20 protein-coding genes are annotated in these 15,764 nt (G+C 61.9%); 7 read left to right on the top strand and 13 right to left on the bottom strand.

Annotation, left to right across the window (positions count from 1 at the left end):
• The first annotated feature begins 54 nt into the window (after positions 1–54).
• Complete coding sequence (rpoH, locus tag LUU92_RS27205) at positions 55–909, top strand: RNA polymerase sigma factor RpoH (protein ID WP_003176698.1); 855 nt, start codon at positions 55–57, stop codon at positions 907–909.
• A 107-nt stretch (positions 910–1,016) separates the two neighbouring features.
• Here the strand turns inward: rpoH and mtgA are convergent, their stop codons facing one another.
• A complete protein-coding gene (gene mtgA / locus LUU92_RS27200; RefSeq protein ID WP_071490379.1) occupies positions 1,017–1,739 on the bottom strand; it encodes a monofunctional biosynthetic peptidoglycan transglycosylase in 723 nt (240 codons plus the stop codon).
• A 74-nt stretch (positions 1,740–1,813) separates the two neighbouring features.
• Here mtgA and LUU92_RS27195 point away from each other — a divergent pair, with 74 nt between their 5' ends.
• The 4 genes from LUU92_RS27195 (at position 1,814) to trmB (ending at position 4,045) form a co-directional block, all read left to right on the top strand.
• On the top strand, positions 1,814–2,191 hold the full coding sequence (locus tag LUU92_RS27195; RefSeq protein WP_016976028.1) for a DUF423 domain-containing protein: 378 nt from the start codon (positions 1,814–1,816) through the stop codon (positions 2,189–2,191).
• Between the two features lie 71 nt (positions 2,192–2,262).
• Positions 2,263–2,463, top strand: a complete 201-nt coding sequence (thiS, locus tag LUU92_RS27190) for a sulfur carrier protein ThiS (protein WP_058426546.1) — start codon at positions 2,263–2,265, stop codon at positions 2,461–2,463.
• A 52-nt stretch (positions 2,464–2,515) separates the two neighbouring features.
• Positions 2,516–3,310 (top strand): thiazole synthase, encoded by a 795-nt coding sequence (locus LUU92_RS27185; protein WP_058426547.1) that lies wholly within the window; start codon positions 2,516–2,518, stop codon positions 3,308–3,310.
• Positions 3,311–3,319: 9 nt separating this feature from the next.
• Entirely contained in the window at positions 3,320–4,045 is a 726-nt protein-coding gene (gene trmB / locus LUU92_RS27180; protein ID WP_058426548.1) for a tRNA (guanosine(46)-N7)-methyltransferase TrmB, read from the top strand.
• A gap of 141 nt (positions 4,046–4,186) precedes the next feature.
• On the opposite strand, the gene LUU92_RS27175 is transcribed toward trmB, so the two are convergent.
• The 9 genes from LUU92_RS27175 to LUU92_RS27135 all read right to left on the bottom strand — a co-directional run bounded on the left by LUU92_RS27175 (position 4,187) and on the right by LUU92_RS27135 (position 10,802).
• Positions 4,187–4,510, bottom strand: a complete 324-nt coding sequence (locus LUU92_RS27175) for a DUF3392 domain-containing protein (RefSeq protein ID WP_058426549.1) — start codon at positions 4,508–4,510, stop codon at positions 4,187–4,189.
• Between the two features lie 18 nt (positions 4,511–4,528).
• Entirely contained in the window at positions 4,529–5,731 is a 1,203-nt protein-coding gene (hemW, locus tag LUU92_RS27170; RefSeq protein WP_071490377.1) for a radical SAM family heme chaperone HemW, read from the bottom strand.
• Positions 5,728–6,321, bottom strand: a complete 594-nt coding sequence (gene rdgB, locus LUU92_RS27165) for an RdgB/HAM1 family non-canonical purine NTP pyrophosphatase (protein WP_071490376.1) — start codon at positions 6,319–6,321, stop codon at positions 5,728–5,730. Before rdgB ends, hemW begins: the two co-directional genes overlap by 4 nt.
• Positions 6,318–6,755: a DUF4426 domain-containing protein gene (locus LUU92_RS27160; protein ID WP_257102893.1), complete on the bottom strand. Its 438-nt coding sequence runs from the start codon at positions 6,753–6,755 to the stop codon at positions 6,318–6,320. Before LUU92_RS27160 ends, rdgB begins: the two co-directional genes overlap by 4 nt.
• Before the next feature lie 21 nt (positions 6,756–6,776).
• On the bottom strand, positions 6,777–7,397 hold the full coding sequence (gene metW, locus LUU92_RS27155) for a methionine biosynthesis protein MetW (RefSeq protein ID WP_034109956.1): 621 nt from the start codon (positions 7,395–7,397) through the stop codon (positions 6,777–6,779).
• A 7-nt stretch (positions 7,398–7,404) separates the two neighbouring features.
• The gene (gene metX, locus LUU92_RS27150; RefSeq protein WP_071490374.1) at positions 7,405–8,544 is read right to left on the bottom strand and encodes a homoserine O-succinyltransferase MetX; all 1,140 of its coding nucleotides are present in this window, start codon (positions 8,542–8,544) and stop codon (positions 7,405–7,407) included.
• Positions 8,545–8,663: 119 nt separating this feature from the next.
• Positions 8,664–9,254 carry a YggT family protein gene (locus LUU92_RS27145; RefSeq protein ID WP_025859579.1) on the bottom strand — a complete coding sequence of 197 codons (591 nt, stop codon included), beginning with the start codon at positions 9,252–9,254 and terminating at the stop codon, positions 8,664–8,666.
• A 9-nt stretch (positions 9,255–9,263) separates the two neighbouring features.
• Positions 9,264–10,082 carry a pyrroline-5-carboxylate reductase gene (gene proC / locus LUU92_RS27140; protein ID WP_257102892.1) on the bottom strand — a complete coding sequence of 273 codons (819 nt, stop codon included), beginning with the start codon at positions 10,080–10,082 and terminating at the stop codon, positions 9,264–9,266.
• A 33-nt stretch (positions 10,083–10,115) separates the two neighbouring features.
• Positions 10,116–10,802, bottom strand: coding sequence for a YggS family pyridoxal phosphate-dependent enzyme (locus LUU92_RS27135; protein ID WP_092241976.1), 687 nt, complete (start codon positions 10,800–10,802; stop codon positions 10,116–10,118).
• Positions 10,803–10,859: 57 nt separating this feature from the next.
• On the opposite strand from LUU92_RS27135, the gene LUU92_RS27130 reads away from it, so the two are divergent.
• Entirely contained in the window at positions 10,860–11,894 is a 1,035-nt protein-coding gene (locus tag LUU92_RS27130) for a type IV pilus twitching motility protein PilT (RefSeq protein ID WP_257102891.1), read from the top strand.
• A gap of 126 nt (positions 11,895–12,020) precedes the next feature.
• Here LUU92_RS27130 and LUU92_RS27125 read toward each other — a convergent pair whose 3' ends face one another.
• Positions 12,021–12,656: a C40 family peptidase gene (locus tag LUU92_RS27125; RefSeq protein ID WP_071490370.1), complete on the bottom strand. Its 636-nt coding sequence runs from the start codon at positions 12,654–12,656 to the stop codon at positions 12,021–12,023.
• Positions 12,657–12,924: 268 nt separating this feature from the next.
• Here LUU92_RS27125 and LUU92_RS27120 point away from each other — a divergent pair, with 268 nt between their 5' ends.
• On the top strand, positions 12,925–13,335 hold the full coding sequence (locus LUU92_RS27120) for an NINE protein (protein WP_257103878.1): 411 nt from the start codon (positions 12,925–12,927) through the stop codon (positions 13,333–13,335).
• A 145-nt stretch (positions 13,336–13,480) separates the two neighbouring features.
• Here the strand turns inward: LUU92_RS27120 and LUU92_RS27115 are convergent, their stop codons facing one another.
• Positions 13,481–14,752: a dihydroorotase gene (locus tag LUU92_RS27115; RefSeq protein WP_257102890.1), complete on the bottom strand. Its 1,272-nt coding sequence runs from the start codon at positions 14,750–14,752 to the stop codon at positions 13,481–13,483.
• Entirely contained in the window at positions 14,749–15,753 is a 1,005-nt protein-coding gene (locus LUU92_RS27110; RefSeq protein WP_058426561.1) for an aspartate carbamoyltransferase catalytic subunit, read from the bottom strand. Before LUU92_RS27110 ends, LUU92_RS27115 begins: the two co-directional genes overlap by 4 nt.
• Between the last annotated feature and the right edge of the window lie 11 nt (positions 15,754–15,764).

Here is a 15,764-nt window from a genome sequence, read left to right as displayed (position 1 = left end):
TCAATTTTCGCAGTGCTTCACTGCACGAGTTATGTGAGTCGGAGGTTTTTTCGTATGACCACTTCTTTGCAACCTGCTTATGCCTTGGTCCCGGGTGCGAACCTGGAAGCCTATGTGCACACGGTCAACAGCATTCCGCTGCTGACGCCTGAGCAGGAGCGTGAACTGGCCGAGAGTCTCTACTATGAGCAGGATTTGGGGGCGGCTCGGCAGATGGTGCTCGCCCACCTGCGTTTTGTCGTACATATCGCCCGTAGCTATAGCGGCTACGGCCTGGCTCAGGCTGACCTGATCCAGGAAGGCAACGTCGGCCTGATGAAGGCTGTAAAGCGCTTCAACCCCGAGATGGGTGTGCGCCTGGTATCGTTTGCCGTGCACTGGATCAAGGCGGAAATCCACGAGTTCATCCTGCGCAACTGGCGCATCGTGAAAGTCGCGACCACCAAGGCCCAGCGCAAACTGTTCTTCAACCTGCGCAGCCAGAAAAAACGCCTGGCGTGGCTGAACAACGAGGAAGTCCACCGCGTGGCCGAAAGCCTTGGTGTGGAACCGCGTGAAGTGCGCGAGATGGAAAGCCGCCTGACCGGCCACGACATGGCCTTCGACCCCGCTGCTGAAGCGGACGACGACAGTGCCTTCCAATCGCCGGCCAACTACCTGGAAGACCACCGTTACGACCCGGCGCGTCAGCTGGAGGATGCGGATTGGAGCGACAACTCCAACCACAACCTGCACGAAGCGCTGGAAGTGCTGGACGACCGCAGCCGTGACATCCTCTACCAGCGCTGGCTGGCAGAAGAAAAAGCCACGCTGCACGACCTGGCGCAGAAGTACAACGTGTCGGCCGAGCGGATTCGTCAGCTTGAGAAAAGCGCGATGAACAAGCTGAAACTGTCCATCGCAGCCTAAAAATATGGGAGGGGGCTTGCCCCCGATAGCAGAGTGTCAGTCAACATCAAGGTGACTGGTCCATCGCTATCGGGGGCAAGCCCCCTCCCACATTTGTTTTTGTTGTGTCAGTCGGACCAGGGCGCCTTGCGGGAGTTGTTCAGTTCGACCAGGTAACCGTCTCCACCCAACTGACTCATCTGCTGACGAATCCAAGCCGCGCGCCTTGCCACATACGCCGTCGGATGGCTGGCACTCCACACCCGTGGATTGGGCAAAACAGCCGCCAGATAGCTGGCCTGCTGCCGCGATAACCCCTTGGCACTCACCCCAAAGTGATGCCGCGCCGCCGCTTCCGCGCCAAACACGCCTTCGTCCCACTCCACGCTATTGAGGTACACCTCAAGAATCCGCTGCTTGGGCCACAACACCTCGATCAACCCGGTAAACCAGGCTTCCAGGCCTTTGCGCAAATAGCTGCGGCCGGCCCACAGGAACAGGTTCTTCGACACCTGCTGGCTCAACGTACTGGCACCGCGAATCGAGCCGCCGCGCTCGTTGTGCAGGATCGCCGCCTGGATCGCACCGAAATCAAAGCCCCAATGCTGCGGGAAGCGCTGGTCTTCACCGGCCATCACCGCCACTTTGAGGTCATCGGAGATCTCGTCCCACGGTACCCAGGTGCGCTGCAGGTCAATGGGTTCGCCGTCGAACCAGGATTCGACCTTGCGCTCCACCATCAGCGCGGTGAAGGGCGGCGGGACGACACGAAACAGCAGCACCAGCAGCACACTGCCGATGGCAAACCATTTGACGACGTTGAGAAAGCGTTTGAAGAGGAGACGCAGCATAGAGATGGCTTGGCCGAACCCGTTGAGCGGGCCATTATACAGACCCGGCCCTTTGAGTCTGACTGGAGTTCCTCATGCTGCGTGGCTTTCTGATGTTGGCTGCCTTTTTCGGCTTCACCGGTGTCGCCCTTGGGGCCTTCGCCGCCCACGGCCTGAAAAACCGCCTGAGCGCCGAGTACCTCGCAATTTTCCACACCGGCGTGACCTACCAACTGGTGCACACCCTGGCGCTGTTCGGCGTGGCGCTGCTGGCGGCGCATATCCCTGGCCGGTTGGTCAGCTGGGCGGGCATCTCGTTTACCGTTGGCATCCTGCTGTTCTCCGGCAGCCTGTATGTGCTGACCCTGACCGGCATCAGCAAGCTTGGGATCATCACGCCGTTTGGCGGCCTGGCCTTCCTGCTTGGCTGGTTCTTCCTGGGCCTGGCGGCGTGGCGCTTGCAGGCAGCCTGACCAAGGGACTTGGGCCGGCAACCTCAATCGGGCTAGAATGCCGACCCCTAAAAACGATGGCGGCCCGTGGCATGCGCATTCAGTTGAACGGCGAATCCTTTGAACTGCCCGACGGTGAAACCGTTGCGGCCCTGCTGACCCGACTGGACCTGACCGGGCGGCGCGTCGCAGTGGAACTCAACCTGGATATCGTCCCGCGTAGCCTGCACGCCGAGACCGCACTCGCCGAAGGCGACCAGGTCGAAGTGGTCCACGCCATCGGCGGCGGCTGATCGCGCAGTTTCCTGAATTCTGCAGAACCTCACCCCATTCCGAGGATTTCCCATGAGCATCGTTCGTAGCGACAAGCCTTTCGTCCTGGCCGGGCGTACCTACCAGTCCCGCCTGCTGGTCGGCACCGGCAAGTACCGCGACATGGAAGAAACCCGCCTGGCCATCGAAGCCTCGGGTGCCGAGATCGTCACCTTCGCCGTGCGCCGCACCAACCTCGGCCAGATCGAAGGCGAGCCGAACCTGCTTGAAGTGCTGTCGCCGGACCGCTACACCTTCCTGCCGAACACCGCCGGTTGCTACGATGCCATCGAGGCCGTGCGCACCTGCCGCCTGGCCCGTGAGCTGCTCGACGGCCACAACCTGGTGAAGCTGGAAGTGCTGGCCGACCAGAAAACCCTGTTCCCCAACGTGATCGAAACCCTCAAGGCCGCCGAAACCCTGGTCAAGGAAGGTTTCGACGTGATGGTCTACACCAGCGATGACCCGATCATTGCGCGCCAACTGGCGGAAATCGGCTGCATCGCGGTGATGCCACTGGCCGGCCTGATCGGTTCCGGCCTGGGGATCTGCAATCCGTACAACCTGCAGATCATCCTCGAAGAAGCCAAGATCCCGGTGTTGGTGGATGCAGGCGTGGGCACGGCCTCCGACGCAACCATCGCCATGGAACTGGGCTGTGACGCGGTGCTGATGAACTCGGCCATCGCTCACGCCCAGCAACCGATCCTGATGGCCGAAGCCATGAACCACGCCATCGTCGCGGGCCGCCTGGCCTACCTCGCCGGCCGCATGCCGAAAAAACTCTACGCCAGCGCCTCCTCGCCGCTGGATGGTCTGATCAAGTAAGAGCCATTGATGACTGAATCAAACGAAACGCCGAACACCCTGGAAGCAGGCGACGAGTCCAAGCACCGCCGCATCAAGAGTTTTGTGATGCGCGCCGGTCGCATGACCGAAGGCCAGCAAAAGGGCCTGGAGCAAGGCACGCCGCTGTTCGTGTTGCCATTGGCCGACGCGCCGGTGGACTACGACCAGGTGTTCGGCCGTTCGGCCCCGCGTTCCCTGGAAATCGGCTTCGGCATGGGCCACTCCCTGCTGGAAATGGCCGCCGCTGCGCCGGACCAGGACTTCATTGGCGTGGAAGTCCACCGCCCAGGTGTCGGCGCGCTGCTCAACGGCGTGTTGACCCAAGGCCTGACGAACCTACGGGTCTATGACTGCGACGCGATCGAAGTGCTCAACCGCTGCATCGCCGACAACAGCCTCGATCGCCTGATGCTGTTCTTCCCGGACCCATGGCACAAAGCCCGTCACCACAAGCGCCGCATCGTCCAGGCCTCCTTTGCGGAGCTGGTGCGCAGCAAGCTGAAAGTGGGCGGCATCCTGCACATGGCCACCGACTGGGAACCCTACGCGGAATACATGCTGGAAGTGATGAACGTCGCCCCCGGCTACCGCAACCTGGCTGAAGACGGCAAATGCGTGCCACGCCCGGCCGAGCGGCCGATCACCAAGTTCGAGCGTCGCGGTGAGCGGTTGGGGCATGGCGTTTGGGATCTGAAGTTCGAGAAGCTGGCGTAACTCCCCATTAGCTTGAAATGCAATTCAATGTGGGAGGGGGCTTGCCCCCGATAGCGGTGGATCAGTCAGCTTATCTGTAGCTGACCCAAAGCAATCGGGGGCAAGCCCCCTCCCACATTTGTTTTTGCAGTGTGCTATGAATCAGCGGCGGTCTGCGACTACGCCGATCAGTACCAGTACCACGATCAACACCGGCGCCAGGCTGTAGTTATTGAACTGGCTCAACCCCCGCACAATCCACGGCGTGGCATAGATCAGCGCCGCGCCGCTGCCGATCATGCACACCAGCGCCATCAACGGCACGCGCAACGCACCCGCGATGCTGCCCAGGCGTGCTTCGATCCAGCCCTTGATATCGGCGCCGAACAGCACCAGCAGGCAGCCCACGAGGGCCAGGGAGATTTCCGACAGGTTGCTGCGGCTCCAGCGGGATACGGTGGCGAGCAGGTCGAGTACCAAATCCATTCGATTTCCTTAAGAGCGTCAGCTCAAAAACTTCTGCAACAGATCATTGAGAAAGAGTTGCCCGCGGTCGGTCGCCGCCAGGCGTGACGGTTCGACCTGCATTAAGCCACTTTGTTCTGCCTCGCGGCGGCCTTCATCGAGGCTCGCCAGATCCAGACCGGTACGCTCGGCGTAGAGCCTGGCATCGACCCCTTCGGTGAGGCGCAGGGCGTTCATCAGGAACTCGAATGGCAACTCTTCGTTGGTCAGCTCCTTCGCGCCGGCCTGGAAGCTTTTGGCCGGGTTTAGGTAGTCCTTCGGTGCACGGGTCTTCCAGGTGCGTACGATGCGCCCGTCCGGATGGCTGAGCTTGCCGTGGGCGCCGGCACCGATGCCGATGAAGTCACCGAAGCTCCAGTAATTGAGGTTATGCCGCGCCGGGCGACCTGGTTGGGCATAGGCCGATACTTCATATTGCGCGTAGCCGTGTTCGGCAAGCAACGCCTGGCCGGCTTCCTGGATGTCCCACAGGGTGTCGTCTTCCGGCAGTGCAGGCGGCTGGTTCCAGAACACGGTGTTGGGTTCCAGGGTCAGCTGGTACCAGGACAAGTGCGTCGGCTTCAGCGCGATGGCCTGGCGCAAGTCGCTCAAGGCATCGTCCAGGGACTGATCGGGCAGCCCGTGCATCAAGTCCAGATTGAAGTTATCGAACCCGGCCTGGCGCGCCATGCCAGCGGCACGTACGGCTTCGTCGCCATTGTGGATACGGCCCAGGGCCTCAAGCTTTTCCTGCTGGAAGCTCTGGATACCGATGGACAAGCGATTGATCCCCAGCTTGCGATAGGCCACGAACTTTTCTTGCTCGAACGTCCCGGGGTTGGCTTCCAGGGTGATCTCGATATCGCCGGCAAACGGGATGCGGGCTTCCACGCCCTTGAGCAACCGCCCCAACGCTGCGGCACTGAACAGACTGGGCGTGCCGCCGCCGAAGAAGATCGAACTGAGTTCGCGGCCATGCACTGCGTGCAGGTCCTGATCGAGGTCGGCCAACAGGGCGTCCACATACTCCTCTTCCGGCAGCACTTTACTGGCGGTGTGGGAGTTGAAGTCGCAATAAGGACATTTGCGCACGCACCACGGGATATGGATGTACAGCGCCAGGGGCGGCAGCACAGGCAAGGCCGCCCGAGGTGTTTGCGCGCCGCCGTGGATCAGCGGCTGCGCAGAGGTGTTCAGGGTCATTTCAGGCTCAGGCGTTGGCGCAGCAAATCCATTGCGCGGGCACGGTGGCTGATCTGGTTCTTGTCGGCCGGGCTCAGTTCGGCACTGGAAACGTTACGTTCCGGCACCCAGAACAAAGGGTCATAGCCAAACCCATGCTCGCCGCTGGCCGCATGCAGGATGCGCCCGTGCCACAGGCCTTCGCACAGGATCGGCAGCGGGTCATCGGCATGCCGTACCAGGGCCAGCACGCAGACGAACTGTGCGCCGCGCTCGGCGTCCGGTACGTCCTTGAGCGCGTCCAGCAGCTTGGCGTTGTTGGCGGCATCGCCCTTGCCGTCGGCGTAGCGCGCCGAATAAATGCCCGGTGCGCCGCCGAGGAAATCGACGGCCAGCCCCGAGTCATCCGCCAGCGCCGGCAGGCCGGAGATGCGTGCGGCGTTGCGTGCCTTGAGGATAGCGTTCTCGACGAACGACAGGCCGGTCTCTTCCGGTTCCACCTGGCTGAACTCGCCAATCGAGCGCAACTGCACGGAGTCGCCGAGCATGGCTTGCAGTTCTTTGAGTTTGCCGGCGTTATGGCTGGCCAGTACGAGTTGGGTGAGGTTCATTTTCCCGCCGGAAACAGTTCCTGGTTGAACTGGAAGCTATGGGCTTTGCCGCCGGTTTCAACGTTGATGGTAAACGTCTTGTATTCGCGCTGCGTCACGGAGTAGGGCGCCAGGTAATTGATGCCGCCTTTCTCGTTGATCTGCTTGAACGTCAGGACTTCGCTCTTGCCGCCCAAGTCCTTGATGGTGCCGGTCACTTGCGCGGCCACCGGGGTCACGCCCTTGATCACCGTCACGTTGATCAAGCCCTTTTCCTTGCTGCGCACCACGCCGACGGCCTGGGCGGTTTCCGGTTGCAGGAAGCTGGAGGTGAACGTGTTGTAGTGGACGGTGATATCGCCGAAGTCTTTCTTGCGATTGGCATCGATAGCGTCGGCGGCCAGGGCGCTGGCGCCCAGGCACGCGGTCAATAGAAATACAGCCAGGCGTTTCATGAGCGTCCCTCTTGAAAATGATTAGACGGCAATCTTGTGGTCCGTCAGGCCAGGACTGCTGACCCGGTAAATACCGATTTCGCCCAACAGATTGGGCCATAGTTTACTTGCCCAGCCGTGACGATGCTGTTGATCGACGGCAAGGCGGTTGATCACCTTGGCTTCACGCTCACTGCACAGGGCTTCGAAGTCTTCGAAGGTGCAGAAGTGGATGTTCGGCGTGTTGTACCAGGTGTACGGCAGGAAGTCCGACACCGGCATGCGGCCCTTGGTGGCCAGGTACCAGCGGCAGCGCCAGTGCCCGAAGTTGGGGAAGGTGATGATGCACTGGCGGCCTACGCGCAGCATTTCGTCGAGGATGCGGTCCGGGTAGTGCACCGCCTGGAGGGCTTGGGTCATCACCACGATGTCGAAGCTGTTGCTGGCAAAGTTGCCCAGGCCCTTGTCCAGGTCCTGCTCGATCACGTTGATGCCTTTGGCCACGCACTGGGCGATGTTGTCCGGGTCGTTTTCCAGGCCGTAGCCAGTGACTTGCTTGTTGTCGCGCAGCCAGCTCAGCAGTTCGCCATCGCCGCAGCCCAGGTCGAGCACGCGGCTGCCGGCGGGGATCCAGTCTTGGATGATTTCCAGGTCGGCTCTCATGGCGTTCTCACACAGTAATCCGGTTCATGTAATTGCCGAACGCCTGCAAGTAACGCGGGATCGGGATCAGGAAGGCGTCGTGGCCTTGCGGTGCATCGATCTCCAGGTAGCAGACGTCCTTGCGTGCAGCCATCAGCGCGTCCACCAGCTCGCGGGAGCGGGCCGGCGAGAAGCGCCAGTCGGTGGTGAAGGACATCACGCAGAACTTGGCCGTGGCGCCTTCGAAGGTTTTCGCCAGGTCGTCGTCGTGGTTGGCGGCCGGGTCGAAGTAGTCCAGCGCCTTGGTCATCAGCAGGTAGGTGTTGGCGTCGAAACGCCCCGAGAACTCCTCGCCCTGGTAGCGCAGGTAGCTTTCCACCTGGAACTCGACGCTGTGGAAGTCGTAGTTGAGCTTCTCGCTCTTGAGGCCACGGCCGAATTTCTCGCCCATGGAGTCATCGGACAGGTAGGTGATATGCCCGACCATCCGCGCCAGCATCAGGCCGCGCTTGGGAATCACGCCGGCTTCCTGGAACGAACCACCGTGGAACTCCGGGTCGGTAAGGATGGCCTGGCGTGCCACTTCGTTGAAGGCGATGTTCTGCGCCGACAGCTTGGGGGCCGAGGCGATTGCCAGGCAATGGCGCACGCGGTCCGGGTAGGTGATGGTCCATTGCAGCGCCTGCATGCCGCCCAGGCTGCCGCCGATTACTGCCGCCCACTGGTTGATACCCAGCAGGTCGGCGAGGCGCGCTTGGCTGTGCACCCAGTCTTCCACGGTGAGCACCGGGAAGTCGGCGCCGAACGGTTTGCCGGTTTCCGGATTGAGGCTGCTGGGGCCGGTGGAACCGTTGCAGCCGCCCAGGTTGTTCAGGCTGACCACAAAGAACTTGTTGGTGTCGATGGGCTTGCCGGGGCCGATGCAACTGTCCCACCAGCCGGGCTTGCGATCCTCGGCAGAGTGGAAACCGGCCGCGTGATGATGGCCGGACAAGGCGTGGCAGATCAGCACGGCGTTGCTCGCCGTGGCGTTCAGTTGGCCATAGGTTTCATAGATCAGGTCGTAGGCGGGCAGCGAACGGCCGCAGGCCAGGGCCAGCGGTTCGCTGAAGTGCGCCACTTGGGGCACGACCAGTCCAACAGAATCGGGGGGAAAGGCAGCTGGCATCGACCCTGCTCTCGTTTAAATGAGGCGTAAGTCTAAAGACCGCTGCACCTAGCGGCAAGCAATGGCCTGAGCGGTTTGAAATGTGGGAGGGGGCTTGCCCCTCTCACATTTGCTTTGCGTCAGATCAGCAGACGCAAAATCTCCGGCATCCCGGTCATGGCCGCCAGGTTGTTGATCACCAGCATGTCCAGCAACTTGAGCACCATGAACGCCAGGATCGGCGAGATATCCAGGCCGCCGAGGTTCGGCAGCAAGCGGCGGAATGGCGCCAGGGCCGGCTCGCAGATCTGGTTCACCAGCTCGGCGCCAGGGTTGTGGCTACCGGGGGCGACCCAGGACAGGATCACGCTGATGATCAGGGCGAAGAAGAAGATCTTCAGGAACAGCGCGGTCACGCCGATGATGGCCCAGATCAGCAACTGTACGAAATTGCCGGTGGTGCCGTAGGTCAGCAGCAGGGTCAGCGCCATCAAGGCCAACTGCACCAGGATTGCCAGCACCAGCGACGACATGTCCAGGCCGAACAGGCTCGGGATGATCCGGCGCAATGGCTTGAGCAGCGGTTGGGTGGCCTTGACGATGAACTGGCAGAGCGGGTTGTAGAAATTCGCACGTACCAGTTGCAGCACGAAGCGCATCAGGACGATCAGCAGGTACAGGCTGCCGAGGGTTTGCAGCACGTAGACGGCTGCGGTGTTCAAACCAATCATGTTGGCTCCTTATTTGCCCAGTTGTTCGGCGAGTTCCGCCGAGCGGTGCGCAGCGGCACCCAGTGCTTTTTCCACCAGGGCTTCAAAGCCCCCGGCCTGGAACGACTCGATGGCCGCCTGTGTGGTGCCGCCCGGCGAGGTCACGCGGCGGCGCAGCTCGGCGGCGTCCACATCGCTGGACACCGCCATGCGCGCAGCCCCCAGGGCGGTCTGCTCGGCCAGTTGTTCGGCAACGTCCTTGGACAGGCCCAGCTTCACGCCGGCGGCGGTCATGGCTTCGATCAGCAGGAAGAAATACGCCGGGCCGCTGCCGGATACGGCGGTGACCGCGTCCAGTTGCTGCTCCTGTTCCAGCCACAGCGCGAGGCCCACGGCGGACAGCAGTTCTTGCGCCTGGTCGCGTTGTTCGGCGCTCACTTCGGTGGTGGCGTACAAGCCGCTCACGCCTTGGCTGACCAGGGCTGGCGTGTTGGGCATGCAGCGCACGATCGGCTGGGCGCCGAGCCAGGTGTTCATGCTGGCGCAGGTGATGCCGGCGGCGATGGACACCACCAGTTGGTTCGGCTGCAGGCTTGGGCGCAGGCTTTCGCACACCGCCTTCATGGCCTGCGGCTTCACTGCCAGCACGATCACGTCGACGCCCTGGATGGCCTCGGCGTTGTCGGCAAAGGTTTCAATACCGTGCTCGGCGCTGACGCGGGCACGGGTGTCTGCGCCCGGGTCGCTGGCGCGGATCTGCGCGGCATCCAGGCCCTTGGCCCGCAGGCCACCGATCAGGCTGGCCGCCATGTTACCGGCGCCGATAAAGGCTATACGCGTGTCTTTCATGACAGGTCCTTAGCTAAATGGAAGTCAGCCATTTCATGGCTGGCCGTAGTCGCGGGCGCCAAACAGGGCGGTACCGATCCGCACCCAGGTGGCGCCTTGGGCAATAGCCGACTCAAGGTCGTGGCTCATGCCCATGGAAAGTGTGTCCAGCGGCAGGTTCAAGCTGGCTTGCAGCTCGCGCACGGTGGCGAAGGCTGCATCTTGCGCGGCGCGCTCTTCGGTCGGCTCGGGGATTGCCATCAGGCCACGCAGCTTCAGGCGCGGCAGGGCGCTGATAGCGTTGGCCAGGGCTGGCAGGTCAGCGGGTGTACAGCCGGACTTGCTGGCTTCGCCGCTGACGTTGACCTGGATGCAGATGTTCAGCGGTGGCAGGTCGGCCGGGCGTTGTTCGGACAAGCGTTGAGCGATTTTCAAGCGGTCCACGGAATGCACCCAAGCGAAGTTCTCGGCGATAGCGCGCGTCTTGTTCGATTGAATGGGGCCGATGAAGTGCCAACTCAAGGGCAGGTCGGTTAATTCGGCCTGTTTGCCCAGGGCTTCCTGCAGATAGTTCTCGCCAAAATCGTGCATCCCGGCGGCATAGGCTTCGCGCACGGCTTGCGCGGGTTTGGTCTTGCTCACGGCCAGCAGGTGGATGCTGCTTGCGTCACGTTGCACGGCGTCGGCTGCGGCGCGGATGCGCTGGCTAACCTGGCCGATGTTGTCTGCTATCGTCGACATTCAAGATGCGCCCGTGGATATGGAGTCCGCGGCATTCTACTGGAAATGGAAAGCCCTATGGATATCACTGAATTACTCACGGCCAGCGTGCGCCGTGGCGCCTCCGACCTGCATTTGTCCGCCGGACTGGCGCCGATGCTGCGGGTGGATGGGGAGGTCTGGCCGCTTGATGGGCGGGTGCTTTCACCCCCGCAAGTGGCCGACTTGTTGAGCCCATTGCTCAATCAGCACCAACAAAAGGATTTCGAAACATCTCTTGAAACGGATTTTGCCTTCGAACTGCCCGGTGTGGCGCGGTTCCGCGCCAATGTGTTCCGGCAGGAGCGGGGCATGGGCGCGGTGTTTCGCGCTGTACCGTCCGAGATCCAGAGCCTGGAGCGCCTCGGCCTGGGGGAAGTATTCCAGCGTATCGCCCAGCTGCCGCGCGGCCTGGTGCTGGTGACCGGCCCTACCGGCTCGGGCAAGTCCACTACCCTGGCGGCGATGATCGACTTTCTCAATCAGCATCGACGCCAGCACATCCTCACCCTTGAAGACCCCATCGAGTTTATCCACACGCCGAACATGGCATTGATCAACCAACGCCAGGTGCACCGCGACACCCATAGTTTTTCGGTTGCCCTGCGCTCGGCGCTCAGGGAAGACCCGGACGTGATCCTGGTGGGTGAACTGCGCGACCTGGAAACCATCCGCCTGGCCCTGACGGCGGCTGAGACCGGGCACCTGGTATTCGGCACCTTGCATACCTCGTCGGCGGCAAAGACCGTGGATCGGCTGGTGGATGTGTTTCCGGCGGGGGAAAAGGCCATGGTCCGCTCGATGCTGTCGGAGTCGTTGCAGGCAGTGGTGTCCCAGGTGCTGGTGAAGAAGATCGGCGGGGGGCGGGTGGCGGCCCATGAAATCATGTTGGGTACGCCGGCTATTCGCAATCTGATCCGTGAGGACAAGGTGGCGCAGATGGTCTCGGCGATCCAGACGGGTGGGGCGCTGGGGATGAAGACGCTGGATATGAGCTTGAAGGCGTTGGTCGGGGAGGGGGTGATCAGTCGGGAAGAGGCGCAGCAGAAGGCGAGGGTGCCTGGGGAAATATGAAGGTCCAAATGTGGCAGGGGCTTGCCCCCGATAGCAGTGGATCAGTTAGCTTATTTGTAGCTGATCCACGGTAATCGGGGGCAAGCCCCCTCCCACATTGTTCACCCACCGCACTCCAGCCTGGAATCAGCGCTGGACCACCCGCAGGTTGTTCTGCTCTTTGGGCAATACCCGCTTGGCAATCACGTAGTTCTTGTCCCAGAACGGTTTCTTCAGCGTGTCGATGCTGACCGCTTTGCCACGGCGTGGTGCGTGGATGAAACGGTCGTTGCCCAGGTAGATGGCAACGTGGTTCACCTGGCGGCTCTTCAATTTGAAGAACAGCAGGTCACCCGGTTTCAAGTCCTTGCGATCAACCTTCTGCCCGTGGCCGGCGGCCATGGCGTTGGAGGTGCGTGGCAAATCCACGGCGGCTACGTCGTTAAACGCATATTTCACCAAGCCGCTGCAGTCGAACCCTTTACTTGGGCTGCTGCCGCCCCAACGATAAGGAGTACCGAGCACGTTGACGGCACGGCTGAGCACGGTGCTGCTCTGCCTGGTGTTGACGCCTACCAGGCCGGCCGTTGCCTTGCCGTGGGCCTTGCTCAGTTGAGTCGGGCGGTTGACGGTCAGCTTGACCGACTTGGCGGTGCTTGGCGTGCTGTGGACTTTAGGGGTGAAACCGTTAACGTTGGGAAGTCGTTGCTCACGATTGGTGGCGTGGGCGGCCAGTGGCATTAATAGGCAAATGGTTAGCCATGTCTTGAAAAATGGTCGCATTAGGCGTGGCTCTTATGGGTTTGCGCGCAACTTTATAACAGCTTTTTGTGTCGTTCTCAGGCCGTTTGTCGACTGAACTTTGACGTCAAAATCAGGAAAAACGCGACGATTCGCCGCAATTGTCCTACACAAGTCAGGTGGCATAAGGCTTTCAGGGCAGGGAAGATACCATTTGCCGTACGTCGGGCGCCCGTAAAAAAGTCACAAAGAAAATGAAAAAATTTATCTATCGAGGCAAAAGAGGTACGCGATGAACACCTATCAGCAGATTGGCGAGCAGCAAGACACCCACAGCAAGGTCATCGGTTACCTGCTGTGGATTTTCGGTTTTACCGGGGCGCATCGCTTCTACTACGGCAAGCCGGTGACCGGAACGATCTGGTTTTTCACCTTTGGCTTGCTGGGTATCGGCTGGCTGATCGACCTGTTCCTGATCCCGTCCATGGACCGTGAAGCGGACCTGAGGTTTACCGCCGGGCCCATCGAATACAACGTGGCCTGGATCCTGTTGGCGTTTCTCGGGGTATTTGGCGTGCACCGCATGTACCAGGGCAAATGGATCACCGGCCTGATCTACCTGCTGACCGGCGGTTTGTTCCTGGTTGGGGTGCTGTATGACTTCTGGACGTTGAATACGCAGATATCGATCCGCAATGCCGAGCGCAACAGCGGCCGCTGATCTTTACTTCTGGTGGAGATCAACATGTGGGAGGGGGCTTGAACCCGATAGCGGTGGATCAGTCAGCTTATCTGTAGCTGACCCACTGCAATCGGGGGCAAGCCCCCTCCCACATTGATCATGCCCACATTAGAGGTGGAATTTTTCAGGCCGGGTAGCTGATGCGGCCATCCACCAGGGTGTAACGCACCGTCGCCGGCAGGCTATGGCCGATGAACGGGCAGTTTTCACCTTTGGATAGCCATTGCTCCCCCGCAATCGTGGAACTGGCCGGATCAAAAAGCACCAGGTCCGCCGCCGAACCCACCGCCAACTTGCCCGCTGGCAGGCGCAAGGCCTCGGCCGGGCCGCTGCTCAGGCGTGCCAACAATGTCGGCAAGTCCAGCAACCCATCCTCTACCAACGTCATCGCCAGAGGCAGCAACAGTTCGACACTGCTGATGCCCGGCTCTGTCGCGCCAAACGGTGCCAGCTTGGCATCCCTCTCATGGGGCTGGTGATGGCTGGAAATCGCCGAGACCACACCGGACTTCACTGCTGCGCGCAAACCGTCGCGGTCAGCCAGGGTACGCAGTGGCGGTTGCACGTGGTACAGGCTGGAGAAGTCGATCAGCGCTTCGTCCGTCAGGATCAGCTGATAAAGCGCCACATCCGCTGTCACCGGCAAGCCACGGGCCTGGGCCTGGGCGATCAGGGCCACGCCCCGCGCACTGGTCAACTGGCTGAAGTGCGCACGCACGCCGCTTTGTTCCACCAGCAGCAGGTCACGGGCCAGGGCCACGGTCTCGGCGGTTTCCGGGATGCCCGGCAGGCCGAGGAAGCTGGCCACGGCGCCTTCATGGGCCAGGCCGCCTTCGGCCAGGTCACGGTCCTGGGAATGGAAGATCACGGTAAGGTCGAAAGTCGCCGCGTATTCCAGGGCACGTAACAGCGTGCGGGTACTGCGAAAGCTATCCAGGCCGTTGCCGAAGGCCACGCAACCGGCGTCGCGCAGTGCGATCAGTTCGGCGAGTTGTTCGCCTTCCAGGCCTTTGCTCAAGGCGCCGATAGGGAACACTTTGCAGTTGCCGGCTTCACGGGCGCGGTCGAGGATCAGCTCGGTCACGGCCGAGGTGTCCAGCACCGGCCTGGTGTGCGGTGGGCAGCACAGGCTGGTTACCCCACCGGCTGCGGCAGCGCGGGTTTCGCTGGTGATATTGCCCTTGCGGCTGTAGCCCGGCTCGCGCAGGGCGACGTTCAGGTCAACCAGGCCAGGCGCGGCCACAAGGCCTTTGGCCTCGATCGTCTCGCTGGCGCTGAAGCCTGCGGGCGCGGCGCCAATGGCGATGAGCTTGCCGGCGTCCAGATGCAGATCGGTAACTTGATCCAGGCCACTGGCCGGATCGATGACGCGGGCGCCGAGGATGCTGAGCTTCACTGGGCGTTCTCCTGCTCGAATTGACGTTGCGCGGTTTGCCCGCTCATGGCCATGGACAGCACGGCCATGCGTACGGCGATGCCGTAGGTCACCTGGTTGAGGATCACCGACTGCGGACCGTCGGCCACCGCCGACTCAATCTCCACGCCACGGTTGATCGGGCCCGGGTGCATCACGATGGCATCCGGCTTGGCGCCGGCCAGGCGTGCGGTGGTCAGGCCGAACAAGCGGTAGAACTCGCCTTCGCTCGGTAGCAGGCCACCGGCCATGCGCTCGCGTTGCAGGCGCAGCATGATCACCACGTCCACGTCCTTGAGGCCTGCGGCCATGTCGGTGTAGACCTTCACGCCGTACTGTTCGATACCGATGGGCAACAGGGTTTTCGGCGCAATCACGCGGATATCCGGGCAACCCAGGGCTTTGAGGGCCAGCATGTTCGAGCGCGCGACCCGCGAATGCAGGATGTCGCCGACGATGGCCACCGAGAGATTCTCAAAGCTGCCTTTGTGCCGACGAATGGTGAGCATGTCGAGCATGCCCTGGGTCGGGTGGGCGTGGCGGCCGTCACCGCCGTTGATGATCGCCACCTGCGGGCACACGTGTTCGGCGATGAAGTGCGCGGCGCCGGAGTCGCCGTGGCGTACCACGAACATGTCGGCGGCCATCGCTTCCAGGTTGCGCAGGGTGTCGAGCAGGGTCTCGCCCTTGCTTGCCGACGAGGTGGACACGTTCAGGGTGATCACATCGGCCGACAGCCGCTGGGCGGCCAGTTCAAAGGTGGTGCGGGTGCGGGTGGAGTTCTCGAAGAACACGTTGCAGATGGTTTTGCCGCGCAACAGCGGGACCTTCTTCACCGCCCGGCCACCGACTTCGAGGAACGAGTCGGCGGTGTCGAGGATTTCGGTGAGCAGTTCGCGGGGCAAACCGTCGAGCGACAAGAAGTGTCGCAACTGGCCCTGAGCATTGAGCTGCAGCGGGCGCTTGGCATCTAGAGGCGTCATCGCGGGGACTC

Source organism: Pseudomonas extremorientalis (genome assembly GCF_024584605.1).
Taxonomy (GTDB): Bacteria; Pseudomonadota; Gammaproteobacteria; order Pseudomonadales; family Pseudomonadaceae; genus Aquipseudomonas; species Aquipseudomonas extremorientalis.
This window is presented reverse-complemented; position numbering and strand designations above follow the sequence as displayed.